The 13,571-nt window shown below is 74.4% G+C and carries 17 protein-coding genes; 13 read left to right on the top strand and 4 right to left on the bottom strand.

Annotation, left to right across the window (positions count from 1 at the left end; translation table 11 throughout):
• Window positions 1-14 precede the first annotated feature (14 nt).
• The gene (locus I4I81_RS17545) at window positions 15-764 is read right to left on the bottom strand and encodes a site-2 protease family protein (RefSeq protein ID WP_218603423.1); all 750 of its coding nucleotides are present in this window, start codon (window positions 762-764) and stop codon (window positions 15-17) included.
• Between the two features lie 254 nt (window positions 765-1,018).
• Between I4I81_RS17545 and I4I81_RS17540 the strand changes: the two genes are divergently transcribed.
• Entirely contained in the window at window positions 1,019-1,270 is a 252-nt protein-coding gene (locus I4I81_RS17540) for a WhiB family transcriptional regulator (protein WP_218603429.1), read from the top strand.
• 12 nt (window positions 1,271-1,282) lie between these two features.
• Here I4I81_RS17540 and I4I81_RS17535 read toward each other — a convergent pair whose 3' ends face one another.
• On the bottom strand, window positions 1,283-1,762 hold the full coding sequence (locus I4I81_RS17535; RefSeq protein WP_218603422.1) for a metallopeptidase family protein: 480 nt from the start codon (window positions 1,760-1,762) through the stop codon (window positions 1,283-1,285).
• 104 nt (window positions 1,763-1,866) lie between these two features.
• Here I4I81_RS17535 and I4I81_RS17530 point away from each other — a divergent pair, with 104 nt between their 5' ends.
• The 6 genes from I4I81_RS17530 (at window position 1,867) to I4I81_RS17505 (ending at window position 7,302) form a co-directional block, all read left to right on the top strand.
• Entirely contained in the window at window positions 1,867-2,214 is a 348-nt protein-coding gene (locus I4I81_RS17530; protein WP_218603428.1) for a DUF3499 domain-containing protein, read from the top strand.
• Between the two features lie 57 nt (window positions 2,215-2,271).
• Complete coding sequence (locus I4I81_RS17525) at window positions 2,272-3,621, top strand: phosphomannomutase/phosphoglucomutase (RefSeq protein ID WP_218603421.1); 1,350 nt, start codon at window positions 2,272-2,274, stop codon at window positions 3,619-3,621.
• Between the two features lie 101 nt (window positions 3,622-3,722).
• The gene (locus I4I81_RS17520) at window positions 3,723-3,932 is read left to right on the top strand and encodes a Trm112 family protein (protein WP_218603420.1); all 210 of its coding nucleotides are present in this window, start codon (window positions 3,723-3,725) and stop codon (window positions 3,930-3,932) included.
• Window positions 3,932-5,026, top strand: coding sequence for an SIS domain-containing protein (locus I4I81_RS17515; RefSeq protein ID WP_218603419.1), 1,095 nt, complete (start codon window positions 3,932-3,934; stop codon window positions 5,024-5,026). The genes I4I81_RS17520 and I4I81_RS17515 overlap by 1 nt, the downstream gene beginning before the upstream one ends.
• Window positions 5,027-5,048: 22 nt before the next feature.
• Window positions 5,049-6,254 carry a mannose-6-phosphate isomerase, class I gene (gene manA, locus I4I81_RS17510; protein WP_218603418.1) on the top strand — a complete coding sequence of 402 codons (1,206 nt, stop codon included), beginning with the start codon at window positions 5,049-5,051 and terminating at the stop codon, window positions 6,252-6,254.
• Window positions 6,255-6,378: 124 nt separating this feature from the next.
• Window positions 6,379-7,302 carry a cation diffusion facilitator family transporter gene (locus I4I81_RS17505; protein WP_218603417.1) on the top strand — a complete coding sequence of 308 codons (924 nt, stop codon included), beginning with the start codon at window positions 6,379-6,381 and terminating at the stop codon, window positions 7,300-7,302.
• Here the strand turns inward: I4I81_RS17505 and I4I81_RS17500 are convergent.
• Window positions 7,257-8,516 carry an O-antigen ligase family protein gene (locus tag I4I81_RS17500; RefSeq protein WP_218616188.1) on the bottom strand — a complete coding sequence of 420 codons (1,260 nt, stop codon included), beginning with the start codon at window positions 8,514-8,516 and terminating at the stop codon, window positions 7,257-7,259. The two genes, I4I81_RS17505 and I4I81_RS17500, sit on opposite strands and share 46 nt — an antisense overlap.
• 104 nt (window positions 8,517-8,620) lie before the next feature.
• Between I4I81_RS17500 and I4I81_RS17495 the strand changes: the two genes are divergently transcribed.
• From I4I81_RS17495 to I4I81_RS17480, 4 genes are all read left to right on the top strand, one after another.
• Window positions 8,621-10,132 carry an amino acid permease gene (locus I4I81_RS17495; protein WP_218603986.1) on the top strand — a complete coding sequence of 504 codons (1,512 nt, stop codon included), beginning with the start codon at window positions 8,621-8,623 and terminating at the stop codon, window positions 10,130-10,132.
• Between the two features lie 43 nt (window positions 10,133-10,175).
• Complete coding sequence (locus tag I4I81_RS17490) at window positions 10,176-10,487, top strand: ArsR/SmtB family transcription factor (protein WP_218603987.1); 312 nt, start codon at window positions 10,176-10,178, stop codon at window positions 10,485-10,487.
• Window positions 10,484-11,155, top strand: a complete 672-nt coding sequence (locus I4I81_RS17485; protein ID WP_218603988.1) for an SRPBCC domain-containing protein — start codon at window positions 10,484-10,486, stop codon at window positions 11,153-11,155. Before I4I81_RS17490 ends, I4I81_RS17485 begins: the two co-directional genes overlap by 4 nt.
• A gap of 129 nt (window positions 11,156-11,284) precedes the next feature.
• A complete protein-coding gene (locus tag I4I81_RS17480; protein ID WP_218603989.1) occupies window positions 11,285-11,812 on the top strand; it encodes a GNAT family N-acetyltransferase in 528 nt (175 codons plus the stop codon).
• On the opposite strand, the gene I4I81_RS17475 is transcribed toward I4I81_RS17480, so the two are convergent.
• Window positions 11,781-12,347, bottom strand: a complete 567-nt coding sequence (locus I4I81_RS17475) for a nucleoside/nucleotide kinase family protein (RefSeq protein ID WP_225924624.1) — start codon at window positions 12,345-12,347, stop codon at window positions 11,781-11,783. The genes I4I81_RS17480 and I4I81_RS17475 overlap by 32 nt on opposite strands.
• A gap of 25 nt (window positions 12,348-12,372) precedes the next feature.
• Between I4I81_RS17475 and I4I81_RS17470 the strand changes: the two genes are divergently transcribed.
• Both I4I81_RS17470 and I4I81_RS17465 read left to right on the top strand, forming a co-directional pair.
• Window positions 12,373-12,840: a LamG domain-containing protein gene (locus I4I81_RS17470; RefSeq protein ID WP_225924623.1), complete on the top strand. Its 468-nt coding sequence runs from the start codon at window positions 12,373-12,375 to the stop codon at window positions 12,838-12,840.
• Window positions 12,837-13,559, top strand: coding sequence for a FadR/GntR family transcriptional regulator (locus I4I81_RS17465; protein ID WP_226363427.1), 723 nt, complete (start codon window positions 12,837-12,839; stop codon window positions 13,557-13,559). The genes I4I81_RS17470 and I4I81_RS17465 overlap by 4 nt, the downstream gene beginning before the upstream one ends.
• The last annotated feature ends 12 nt before the right edge of the window (window positions 13,560-13,571 follow it).

Below are 13,571 nucleotides of genomic sequence, written 5' to 3'. Positions count from 1 at the left end.
CGGCGATCGGCACGTCACCGCCAGAACAGCAGCTCGCCGTACCCCAGTGAGGCGAGCCGGCCGCTGCCGCCGACGGCGTCGAAGACGGTGTAGGCGAGGTCGAAGAACACCGCCGACACCCCGGGGACGCCGATGAGCAGGACGAACAGCACCAGCGGGGCCCACGGACGTACCCGTGCGGCGAGCCGCCGTGCCGGCATCGAGAGGTAGGGCTCCAGCACGCCGAACCCGTCGAGGCCGGGCACCGGGAGGATGTTCAGCACGAACGCGAGCACCTGGATCAGCGCGAGGCAGGACAGCCCGATCGCGAGTCCGCCGGGCATCGCGACGGTGGCCACCAGCACCGTCAGGACCGCCCCGAGCACCAGGTTCGTGGCGGGGCCGGCCAGTGAGACGAGGCTCCGCGCCCCCCGGGAGCGGATCGCCCCGTGGTTGATCCACACCGCGCCGCCGGGCAGCGGGATCCCGCCGAGGAGCAGGAACACGACCGGCAGGCCGAAGGACAGCACCGGATCGGTGTAGCGCCGGATGTCGAGCGTGAGGTAGCCCTTGTCGCGGACCGAGAGGTCGCCGCTGCGGTAGGCGACGTAGGCGTGCCCGAACTCGTGCAGGCACAGCGACACCGCCCACCCGCCCAGCACGAGCAGGACGACACCGGCCGTCAACGCGACTGGAGTACCCAGAGTGGTGAGTACCGAACCACTCACAGCAACCAACACCAGCACCAGGAACCACGGACTGACCCGATTCGACACACCACGCATCCGTCCATTGTGCTGAACGGGGGACCGATGGGGTGGACCGCGTCACCCGGATGGCAGCTTCAGCTTGCCAACCCCCGACCCACACCGATGTACTTACATCGCTGTGATTCGCAGGGGCACGTGGATCACGCCAGGGGTTGCGGGGAGGTGGGCGAGTGAACATCGTTGCAGGAGTCCTGAACGAGGGACCTTTCGAGTCCGGTACCGGGATCGTGGGTCTGCTCCCCGATCGCCTCTCCGGGCCCTTCACCGTCATCGACGGTGGGGGCGAGGAGGAGCCCGACTGGCAGGAACGGGCGCTGTGCGCCCAGACCGACCCCGAGGCCTTCTTCCCCGAGAAGGGCGGCTCCACCCGCGAGGCCAAGCGCATCTGCGGCGGCTGCGACGTGCGTGCCGAGTGCCTGGACTACGCGCTCGCCCACGACGAGCGCTTCGGCATCTGGGGCGGACTGTCCGAGCGGGAGCGCCGCCGGCTGCGCCGCGGCGAGCTCGGCGCCGTCATCTGAGCCCTCGGGCTGCTACGGAGCCCCGCCGTCCACGGCGTCGGGCTCGATGTTGAGGTACTCCGCCACCTGCTCCACGAGCACCTCGTGCAGCAGGTCGGCCAGCTCGGCCCCGCCCTTGGCGCGGGCCTCGAGCGGCCTGCGGTAGACCACGATCCGGGCGCGTGAGGGCATCCCGTCCGGATCCACCCCCGCCGGCACCAGCTGCGCGAGCGGGACGCCGGCGTCGGCGAGCGTGCCTGCGGCCCAGCTCACCTCGTCCGGCGAGGTGCGGTCGACCTCCGGCACGTCGTCGACGGCGAGGTCGAGGTCGGTCAGCTCGGACCCCCAGCGCAGCTCGATCGGCTCCAGCGCCTCCAGCACCAGCGCGTCGAACCTCTCCGCGCGGGTGCGCGCGACCGGCGTGGTGGTGGGGTAGAGCATCCCGCGCAGGCCTCGGCCCCTCCGGTCCCGACGTCTCGGGGACCGGCGCAGCGTGCGTCGCGCGGTGGTCATCGGAGAATCCTAGAACGCGGTGGCGCCCGGACGCGCGCAGCGCGCCCGCGCGTCGGAACGGGGTGCGGCGCCGGGCACGCGCTATCGTCGTCGACGTGCTGAGTGTGCGGCGGTGTTCGCGGACCGGGTGCACCGAGCTCGCGGTGGCCACTCTCACGTACGTCTATGCCGACTCCACGGCCGTCGTCGGTCCGCTCGCCACCCAGGCCGAGCCGCACTCCTACGACCTGTGCGACCGGCACGCCCACCGCCTCACCGCCCCCCGGGGCTGGGAGGTCGTGCGGTTCGAGGGCGAGTTCGCCCCGCCGCAGCACTCCAGCGACGACCTGACGGCCCTCGCCGAGGCCGTGCGCGAGGCGGGCCGCGCCGACCGGCACGTCGAGGCCGCCCCGGCCACGGGCACCGGCCGTCGCGGGCACCTGCGCGTGCTGCCGGGCCCGGCCGAACACTGACGGGCCGAGCACCGACGGCCCGTCGGGCTCCGGATGGCCGTCGATAGGGTCTTCCCCATGAGCGACCTCTCCGCCGTCATCAAGGCCTACGACATCCGTGGCGTGGTCGGCGAGGGCATCGACGAGCCGACGGTCCGCTCGATCGGCGCCGCACTGGCCCGGCTGCTGCGCTCCGAGGACGCCGCGGCCACGGCCGTCGTGATCGGCCACGACATGCGCGACTCGTCGCCGGGGCTCGCCGCCGCCTTCGCCGCGGGCGTCACCGACCAGGGGCTCGACGTCGTCCACATCGGTCTGGCCAGCACCGACCAGCTCTACTTCGCCTCCGGCCGCCTCGGGCTGCCCGGCGCGATGTTCACCGCCAGCCACAACCCGGCGAAGTACAACGGCATCAAGCTGTGCCGGGCGGGCGCCACGCCGATCGGGCAGGACACCGGGCTCTCCGCGATCCGCGAGGCCGTCGAGCAGGGCGTGCCGGACGGGCCGGGCGGCGGAACCGAGAGCCACCGGGACGTCCTCGCCGACTACGCCGCGTACCTGCGCGAGCTCGTCGACCTCTCGGGGAGCCGGCCGCTGCGGGTCGTCGTCGACGCCGGCAACGGGATGGGCGGGCACACCGTGCCCGCCGTCCTGGGCGGCCCGATCGACGTCGTCCCGCTCTACTTCGAGCTCGACGGGAACTTCCCGAACCACGAGGCCAACCCGCTGGAGCCGGCCAACCTCGTCGACCTGCAGAAGGCCGTCGTCGCCGAGGGGGCCGACCTGGGCCTGGCCTTCGACGGCGACGCCGACCGCTGCTTCGTCGTCGACGAGCGGGGCGAGCCGGTGAGCCCGAGCGCGATCACCGCGCTGGTGGCGGTGCGGGCGCTCGCCGTGCACCCGGGCAGCACGGTCATCCACAACCTCATCACCTCGCTCGCCGTGCCCGAGATCGTGGCCGAGCACGGCGGCACGGCGGTCCGCACCCGCGTCGGGCACTCCTTCATCAAGCAGACGATGGCCGAGACCGGTGCGGTGTTCGGCGGCGAGCACTCCGCGCACTACTACTTCCGCGACTTCTGGGGAGCCGACTCCGGGATGCTCGCGGCCCTGCACGTGCTCGCCGCACTCGGTGAGTCGGGTGGCACCGCGTCGGACCTGATGCGCGCCTACGAGCGCTACGCGGCGTCCGGCGAGGTCAACTCCACGGTCCTCGACGTCCCCGGGCGGATCGCGGCCGTCCGCTCGGCCTACGCCGACGCCGAGTTCGACGAGCTCGACGGCCTCACCGTCAGCCTGCCGGACCGGTCCTGGTTCAACCTGCGCCCGTCCAACACCGAGCCGCTGCTGCGGCTCAACGTCGAAGCGGCCGACGCGACGGCGGTCGCCCGGTTGCGCGACGAGGTGCTGGCGATCGTCCGGGCGTAGACCTCCGCCACGCGCGGTGAGGGAACGAGGCACCCGGACGGATCCGGCGCCCGCCGCCGCGCACTGGCAGAGTCGACCAGACCACCCTCAGGAGGAACACCGTGACCGTCCGGCTCGACCCCCAGCTGATGGACGTCCTCGCCTGCCCGTCCGACGACCACGCGCCGCTGCGCCCGGGCACGCCCGCCGACTCGCAGGCCGACGTGCTGACGTGCACGGCGTGCGGCCGCGGCTACCCCGTCGTCGACGGCATCCCCGTCCTGTTGCTCGAGGAGGCGACCCCGCCGGTCCCGGCCGGGGAAGCGGACTAGTGCTCGACGACACGCTGCTGGCCGACCCCCGCGCGCTGGCCGCCCTCGACACCCGCGGTGTGCTGCGCTCCGCGGCGACCGCGGGCGCCCAGGTGCGCTCCGCCGCCCACGGGGCGCAGGAGTCCGGGGTGGCCGACCTCGGCGGCACGCGGCCGCGCGCGCTCGTGCTGGTCCGCAGGCCGGGGGCGTCCACGTCCTCGTCGGCGCTGCTGGCGGCGCTGCTCGGGCCGGCCTGCCCGGTGCCCGTCGTGGTGGCGGAGTCGGTGCCGAGCTGGATCGGCCCGCTCGACGTCGTGGTCGCCCACACCGACGATCCCACCGACGTCGACCTCGCCGACTCCGTCGCCCGGTCCGTCCGCCGAGGGGCCGAGGTCGTGCTCTCCGCCCCCGCCGACGGGCCCGTCGCGTCCGCCGGGGCGGGCCGGGTACGGCTGGTGGAGCCGCGGATCCCGGTGCCGCCGGGCCTGGACCTGCCGCGCGCGCTCACCGCCGGGCTCGCCGTGCTGCGCGCGCTCGGGCTGCTCACCGCGCCGCTGGACCCCGCGATGGACGTCCTCGCCGACCTCCTCGACGGCGAGGCCGAGCGCAACCAGCCCGGCCACGAGCCGTTCATGAACCCGGCCAAGTCCCTCGCGCTGCGCCTCGCCGAGCGCACGCCCCTGCTGTGGGGCACCGACCCGCTGGGCGCCGCCGTCGCCCGGCACGCCGCGGCGTCGCTGGCCACCCACGCGGGGGTCGTCGCGCACTCCGGGGACGTCGCCGAGGGCGTCGCGGCCACCGGGCTGCTCGCCGCGCTGGACCGCGCGGGCGTCGAGCGCGACGTCTTCCACGACCCGTTCGACGATCCGGAACCCGGGAACGAGGCGTTGCCGCCCAGGCTGGTGCTCGTGGCCACGGGGGAGGACGATCCCGGTCAGGCGGTGCTGCGTCGCACCGGCCGCACGCTGCCGGACGGCGACCTGCTGCACCCCGTCGACGAGGTCGCCAGGGGCACACCGCACTCCGCACTGCTGCGGGCTGCGCTGCTGGCGTCGCGCGTCGACGTCGCCGCGGTCTACCTCGGGCTGGCCACCCGCACCATCGCCCCCGCCTGACCGACAGGAGTACCCGACCACCGTGGAGCTGCTGGAGAACCCGGTGCGGCCCTACTCGTGGGGATCGCGCACCGTCATCGCCGACCTCCTGGGGCAGGAGGTGCCGTCGCCGCACCCGCAGGCCGAGCTGTGGCTGGGGGCGCACCCCGGCGCACCGTCGCACCTGGTCTGCGCCGACGGCACCCGTACGTCGCTGCTCGACGCGATCACCGCCGACCCGGGCGGGCGCCTCGGGGCGGCCCGCTCCGACCGGTGGCACGCGCGGCTGCCGTTCCTGTTCAAGGTGCTCGCCGCCGACGAACCGCTGTCGCTGCAGGCGCACCCGAGCGCCGAGCAGGCGGCCGAGGGGTTCGCCCGCGAGGACGCCCGCGGCCTGCCCGTCGACGCCCCCGACCGCAACTACCGCGACGCCAACCACAAGCCCGAGCTGGTCTGCGCGCTCACCGAGTTCCACGCGCTCGTCGGGTTCCGGGAGCCGGCGGCCACCGTTGCACTGCTCCGCGCCCTCGACGTGCCCGCACTCGCCGCGCACACCGAGCTGCTGGTCGCCCAGCCCGACCACCACGGCCTGCGCGCCCTGTTCACGACCTGGATCACGCTGCCGCAGTCCTCGCTCGACGTACTCGTCCCCGCACTGCAGGAGGGCTGCGTACGGCTCGCCGGTGCGTCGCACGAGTTCAGCACCGAGGCCCGCACGGTCCTGGAGCTGTCCGAGCGCTACCCCGGCGACGCGGGCGTGCTCGCCGCGCTGCTGCTCCAACGCGTCACCCTCGCGCCCGGCGAGGCCCTCTACCTGCCCGCCGGCAACCTGCACGCCTACCTCGCCGGGGCCGCCGTCGAGCTGATGGCCAACTCCGACAACGTGCTGCGCGGGGGACTCACCCCCAAGCACGTCGACGTCCCTGAGCTGCTGCGCGTGCTCGACTTCACCGCGCCCGCGGCCCCCGTCCTGCACGGCACCCGTGACGGCGGGTGGTGCCGCTACGACACCCCCGCCACCGAGTTCCGGCTCCGTCGGTGGCAGGGCGGGCCCGGCGAGGTCCACGTCCCCGGTGAGGGTCCGCGCATCCTGCTCTGCACGTCCGGCGCGGCGGCGGTCCGCTGCGGTGGCGCGGAGCTGGCGATCAAGCGGGGATCGTCGGTGTGGCTGGGGGCGGGCGACGTCGACGTCACCGTGTCGACCCGGACCGAGGGCACCCAGCTGTTCCTGGCGGGCGACGGTCTCTGACCGTTCCGCGCGTAGTGCGCTGATCAGGTCTTTCGTCCGTTTCGAGTCCGGGTCCGGTCCCGGCCCACCGCGCCCCCGCTGGGTAGTGTTCCCACCGATCGACCGGCGGGATCAGGGGGCAGTCGTGGCTGGACATGGTGGGACCCGGGCGATCGTGGCGGCGTTGCTCGCCAACGCCGGGATCGCGGTCGCGAAGTTCGTCGGCTGGCTGATCACCGGCTCGTCGTCGATGCTCGCCGAGGCGGTGCACTCCGTCGCCGACACCTCGAACCAGGGCCTGCTGCTCCTCGGAGGACGGCAGGCCAGGCGCGCGGCCACGGCCGAGCACCCGTTCGGTTACGGCCGCGACCGCTACTTCTACTCGTTCGTCGTGGCGCTGCTGCTGTTCAGCCTGGGCTCGGTGTTCGCGCTCTACGAGGGCGTCCACAAGCTGCAGGAGCCCGAGGGCCTGACCTCGCCGCTGGTCGCCGTCGCCATCCTGCTGGTGGCGATCGGGCTGGAGTCGTTCTCCTTCCGCACCGCGATCGTCGAGTCCCGACCGCTCAAGGGCTCCGGCACGTGGTGGCAGTTCATCCGCCAGTCCAAGGTGCCGGAGCTGCCGGTCGTCCTGCTGGAGGACTTCGGCGCGCTCATCGGGCTGATGTTCGCGCTGCTCGGCGTCGGGCTCACCGTCGTGACCGGGAACCCCGTGTTCGACGCGCTGGGCACCATCGCGATCGGCCTGCTGCTCGGCGTCATCGCGATCGTCCTGATCATCGAGATGAAGTCGCTGCTCATCGGCGAGGGCGCCACCGCACCGGTCCTGGCCCGGATCACCGGCGGTCTGGTCGGCGGCGACGTGCAGCGGGTCATCCACGTCCGCACGCAGTACATCGGGCCGGAGGAGCTGCTGGTCGCGGCGAAGATCGCGCTGACGCCGGGGCTGGCGGTGGAGGCCGTCGCCCTGGCGATCGACGAGGCGGAGGGCCGCGTCCGGGCGGCCGTCCCCGACGCCCGGCTGATCTACCTGGAGCCCGACCTGGACCGGACCCCGGCCGTCCCGGTCTGACCCGGGGCCCGCGACTCGGCGGCCACGACCCCGAGCACCACCGCGAGCGCGGCGGCGACGCGGACGGCGTTAGCGGGGTGGTCGGCCAGGCTCAGCACCGCGAACCCGGCCAGTCCGGCCCCGGCCGCCGCGGCGACGGCCGACCCGCGTCCCGCCGCCCGCAGCACCACGGCCGCAGCCACCGCGGTGATCCACAGCGCGGCCGCCAGCCCGGGCAGGCCCGCCTCGACCGCCCAGTTCAGCCACAGGTCGTGGGCGTGCGCGAACGCCTCGTCGCCGGGGACCGACGCGTCGAGCAGCGCGCCGGCGCGACCGAGGCCCACCCCCCACGGCCGGTCGACGAGGAGTGCGACCGCCGCCGACCACACGTCGGAGCGCACCCCGAACCGCCCGCCGGAGACCAGGACCAGCAGCCCGCCCGCCCCGACCGCCGCCGCGGCCCCGAGCAGCAGTCGTCGTCGGGTCGGGTGTCGCAGCACGACGAACGCCGTGACCCCGGCGACCGCGGCGAGGACGCCGCCGCGCGAGCCCGTCAGCAGCAGCGCCGCGTACCCGACGACGACCACCGCCGTGCCGACCAGCCGGGACGCGCGGTCGGCGAGCCCCGTGGCACCGGCGGCGGCGATCGGCAAGAGCAGGACCAGGAACGCGGCGAGCAGGTTGGGGTTGGCGAACGTGCCGGTCGCGCGGATCATCTCGACGCCCGTGCACAGGTCGGCCGACCCGTCGAGCGCGCCGCGGCAGAACCCGGTGCCGGTGCCGTTCGCGCTCTGCCGCGCGGCCGCCGTCGCGGCGACGCCGACGCCCAGCAGTGCGAGCAGGGCCAGCGCGGGCCAGGCCCCGGGGACCACGCGCCGCACGCCGGCGGTCAGGTACAGCACGGCCGCGCCCGTGAGGACGGCCCGCCAGCCCGACCACGGCTGCCCGTTCAGCGCGGTCGCTACCGCCGCCGCGACCAGCAGCAGCGCGACGGGCAGGTCGAACGGGGTGCGCACCGGGACCGGTCGGGCCACGGCCAGCGCGGCCAGGCCCAGCAGCACGACCAGCCGGAGCGGGGTGAGTACCCCGGCGAGCGGGTCGTCGGGCAGGAGATCCGCGGCGGCGTCCAGCAGGACCGCGGCGAGGCACAGCAGGGCGAGGGCCCCGCCCACCGCCGCGCGCCGCGGCCGGATCGTGGGCAGGGGAGCGGTGACGGTCTGGTCGGGGGAGGCCACGACGCCGGTTGTCCCGCACCCGGATGGCCGGACAGGGACGGGGCGGTGAGCAGCCGTCACCCAGCGCGTGACAGTGCGGCGCCGGCCCACGTAGGTTCCCCGCCATGGCGGTACGGGACAGGCAGTCGGGGATCTTCCGGACCAAGTCGGTGGAGCAGTCCATCGCCGACACCGACGAGCCGGACACCAAGCTCCGCAAGGACCTGGGCACCTGGGACCTGATCGTCTTCGGGGTCGCGGTCGTGGTCGGGGCGGGCATCTTCACCCTTGCCGCGAGCACCGCGGGCGACGTCGCCGGGCCGTCGGTGTCGTTGGCGTTCGTGCTCGCCGCGGTCGCCTGCGGGCTGGCCGCGCTGTGCTACGCCGAGTTCGCCTCGACCGTCCCGGTGGCCGGATCGGCGTACACGTTCTCCTACGCCACGTTCGGCGAGTTCGTCGCGTGGATCATCGGCTGGGACCTCGTGCTGGAGTTCGCCGTCGGGTCGTCGGTGGTCGCCAAGGGCTGGTCGGAGTACCTGGCCACGGTGTTCGCCCAGTTCGGCCTGCAGGTGCGGACCTCGATCCCGCTCGGGCCGGTCACGATGGACTGGGGCGCTCTGCTGCTCATCGTCGTCCTCGCGACGTTGCTGGTGCTCGGCACGAAGATCTCCAGCCGGGTCAGCCTGGTGTTCACCGCGATCAAGGTCGCGATCGTGCTGCTCGTGATCGTCGTGGGACTCCGCTACGTCAACCCGGCCAACTACTCGCCGTTCATCCCGCCGCCGGCCTCGGGCGGCGAGGCGGAGGGCGGGATCACCCAGTCGCTGCTGTCGCTGTTCGGCGGCGAGGGGAGCAGCGTCTACGGCATCTACGGCCTGCTCGCCGCCGCGTCGCTGGTGTTCTTCGCGTTCATCGGTTTCGACGTCGTCGCGACCACCGCGGAGGAGACGAGGAACCCGCAGAAGTCACTGCCGCGCGGCATCCTCGGCTCGCTGGTGATCGTCACGATGCTCTACGTCGGTGTCTCCCTCGTGCTGACCGGGATGGTGCCCTACACGGAACTGCGGACCGCCGAGGACGGCACCGGGGCCACGCTGGCCACCGCGTTCGCCTCGCTCGGCGTCGACTGGGCGGCCACCGTCATCGCGATCGGTGCGCTCGTCGGGCTCACCACCGTCGTCATGGTGCTGATGCTCGGGCAGATCCGCGTGCTGTTCGCGATGTCACGCGACGGGCTGCTCCCGCGCTCGCTGTCGCGCACCGGCGAGCGCGGCACCCCGGCACGGGCCACGCTGCTGGTGGGCGTCGTCGTCGCGCTGGTGGCCACGTTCTTCCCGGCGGGCGACCTCGAGCAGATGGTCAACATCGGCACCCTGTTCGCGTTCGTGCTGGTCTCGATCGGGGTCGTCGTGCTGCGCCGCACCCGGCCCGACCTGCCGCGCGCGTTCCGCACCCCGCTCGTGCCGCTGGTCCCGATCCTCGCGGTGCTCGCGTGCGTCTGGCTGATGCTCAACCTGTCGGTGGAGACGTGGCTGCGGTTCGTCATCTGGATGGTGCTGGGCGTGGTCGTCTACTTCGCCTACGGGCGGCACCACTCGCGGCTCGGGGAGCGGATCGGCCGGGGCGAGAAGGGCTGAGCATCTCTTGTCAGCTATATAGCTGTTCGGGTATGTTCGCGGCGTGACGTTCGCAGTGCTCGCCGAGCCCGCCCGACGGCAGATCCTGGACCTGCTCCGGGAGCGCCCGCGGTCGGTGGGCGAGCTGACCGCGGCGCTCGGGCTGAGCCAACCCGGCACGTCCAAGCACCTCAAGGTGCTGCGCGACGCCGGGCTGGTGCGCGTACGCGCGGAGGCGCAGCGGCGCTGGTACGAGCTGGAGCCCGGTCCGCTCGCCGAGGTCGACGCGTGGCTCGCGCCCTACCGCTGGATGTGGGCCGACCGGCTCGACGCCCTCGAACGCCACCTCGACGCCGCCGACGAGGAGAAGCCGTGAACCTGACCACCACCGACGGCCGCTCGGTGCTCCGCATGGAGCGCCGGCTCGCCCACCCGCCCGAGCGCGTCTGGCCCGCGCTCACCGAACCCGGACGCCTCGCGACCTGGTTCCCCAGCGGGGCGACGATCGAACCGCGCGTCGGCGGGAAGGTCGTCTTCGGGTTCGGCGGCGACGGCGTCGTCACCGACCTCGACCCGCCGAGGCTGATCGCGTTCACCTGGGAGGCCGACCACCTGCGCTTCGAACTGCGCCCCGACGGCGACGGTTCGGTCCTGCTGCTCGTCCACAGCTTCGACGACCGGGCGGGCGCCGCGAGCTTCGCCGCCGGGTGGGACACGTGCTTCGCCGTGCTGGACGGGACCGATCCCCTCGACCACCGTGTGCTGCACGAGCGCTACGTCGAGGAGCTCGGGCTGTCGGAGCCGACCGTGGCCGGCACCGCCGAGGCGTGGGAGGTGCACGTCGAGCGGCAGCTGGTCCATCCCGCCGACGAGGTGCGGGCCGTGCTGGACGGCGAGCCGTGGGAGTTGCTCGACGGCACCGGGCACGGCGCACGGGTCCGGTTGGTCCGGACCGGATCGGGTGCCGCGGAGCGCGACCGTGCGGTGCGGGAGCTGCCCGAGGCGGTCACGGCGCTCGTCGACCGGCTCGCCGGCGCACGGTGACCCGCCCCGTCGGCCGTCCCGTGGTCGGCGGCCGCGGTGCGATGCGGACATCGGTGGCCGCCCTGCACCGCACACGGCGATCCCGTCCCTGCGGTGGCGGCGGAGGTCCCGCGGACGCAGGATCGCGTGATGATCGCCGACCCGGTCACCGTCCGTGCCGCCCGCCCCGACGAGGGAGCCACCGTCCTCGCCGTGCTCGACGACGCCGCGGCCTGGCTCGCCCGCCGCGGCGTGACGCAGTGGCCCGCCGCGTTCCGCCCGGAGTACATCGAGCCGTCCCTGGGGTCGGGGCGGATGTGGCTGGTCGAGTCGGGTGACGCGGTGGTGGCGACGTTCGCGCTGGAGTGGACCGACCCGCTCTGGGTCGACGCCGCGGGGGAGGACGACGGCCGCGCCGGATACCTGCACCGGTTCGCCGTCCGCCGCCGGAGCGCGGGGATCGGGTGCACGCTGCTCGACTGGGTCGACGGCGAGATCCGCCGCCACGGCCGCGACCGGATGCGGCTCGACTGCGACGCCGCCAACACACGGCTGCGCGCCTACTACGCCGACGCCGGGTTCGAGCACCGCGGCGATGTGCGCATCCCGATGGAGTTCGTGCGCTGGTCGTCGGGGGAGCCGCTGGTCAGCCGCTACGAGCGCCCGGTGGCGGGGTGAGGGCGGTATCGACGACGACGTCGGCCCGCCCGCGGGTGCCCTCCGCGGCGAAGTGGGTCGCCTCCTGCGCGGCCCAGCGCTCCCAGTGCGGGCGGTAGGCCTCGCCGTCGCGGGCGATGCCCCGCCGGAACCGCTCCGCCCGGGGTGCCTCCAGCCACACCAGCAGCACCGCGTGCGCGGCGATCACCCGGGCACCACTGCCCGCACCCTCGACGACCAGCACCTCCGGGCGGCCGACCGGTACGGTCCCGGCGAACCCGTTCCCCGCCCAGTCCCACCGCCGGTGGCTCGCCGGCCGGCCCGCGACCAGCGGCGCGACCACCCCGTCGTGCAGCAGCGGTACCGCGGCGGCGAGGCCGTCCCAGCCGGGGTAGAGGTCGTCGAGGTGCAGCACGGGACAGCCCAGCACCGCGGCCAGCCGACCGGCGAACGTCGTCTTCCCCGACCCCGACGGACCGTCGACGCAGACCAGGCGCGTGGCGCCGCACCGCGGAGGGGCGGCACGGACCCGGGCGGCGAGCGCGTCGAGGTCCACGGGAGGGAGGTTAGTGTCGCCGGTCGTGAGCGCCTTCGACGACCGCTTCCCGCCCCTGGAGCTGGACCGCCCGGTCTGGACCCCCGCGTACCCCCCGGCGTGGAGCTCGCGGGCGGCCACCCACCGCGTCGGCGACGAGGGCCTGCGGCCGGCGATCCCGGACGACCATCCCGTGTGGTGCGCGGACCCGGCCCTGCACGAGGAGTTCTCCGCCGACCGCCGCGGGATCGACGTCGCCGAACTGCACCGGTACGCGATCGACCGGCGACCCGGCGGCGTCGACCTCCTCGTCGACGACGAGGTCGTCCGCCGCTCGACGCGGTCGCCCGGGTACCCGATGCTGCTGATCATCGGCTTGTTCGACTTCCCGGACCGGGCGGTCCCCGGGACCGTGGAGCCGCCGCCGGAGCGGGTCGTGCGCCGGGTCGTCGGCGCCGCCCCACCGGACCGGTACCCGGTCTCCGACCAGCCGCTCGCCAGGAGGACCCCGTGACCGTCGACGACCCGTCCGCCCGCCACCTCGGCAACGGGAGCGTGGTGCAGCGGGTGGAGAACGCGCTGCGCGACGACCTCGCCTACGGCCGGTGGCGGCCCGGCGAGCGGCTGCCGTCCGAGGCGGCACTCGCCCGGGACCTCGGCGTCGGCCGGTCGTCGCTGCGCGAGGCGATCGGGGTGCTCAGCCGCGAGGGGCTGCTGGTCGTCCGGCAGGGGTCCGGGACCTTCGCCGCGGAGCACCCGCCGCGGCCCGACGTCACCGGACTGACGCGCGACGACCACGCGCACACGTCCCGGCTGGTGCGCCGGGCCCGGATCGTGGAGGTCTACCAGGTGCGGCGGGCTCTGGAGGTCGAGGCGGCGCGGCTGGCGGCGGAGAACGCCCGCCCGGACGACGTGGCGGCGCTGAAGGCCGCGCTCGACCGGCGGCAGCGGTCGGTCGGCGGTGACACCGACGCGTTCGTCGAGGCCGACACGGAGTTCCACCGGTGCGTCGTCGCGATCACCGGGAACTCGCTGCTGCTGGCGCTGTTCGACCAGTTCCGGGAACCGCTGGGCCACGCCCTCGCCGCGCTGGTCGACCAGGAGCCGCTGCCGGACACCGCGGACGAGCACGCGGCCCTGTTCGACGCCATCAGCGCGGGCGACCCCGTCGCCGCGGCGGCGGCCACGATCGAGAACTTCGACGTGATCATCGAGCTGTTCCGCACGACGTAGCGGCGGACATCA

This window comes from Pseudonocardia abyssalis (assembly GCF_019263705.2).
Taxonomy (GTDB): domain Bacteria; phylum Actinomycetota; class Actinomycetes; order Mycobacteriales; family Pseudonocardiaceae; genus Pseudonocardia; species Pseudonocardia abyssalis.
The sequence above is the reverse complement of the archived record's forward strand: the minus strand, read 5'-3'. Positions and strand labels throughout refer to the sequence as shown.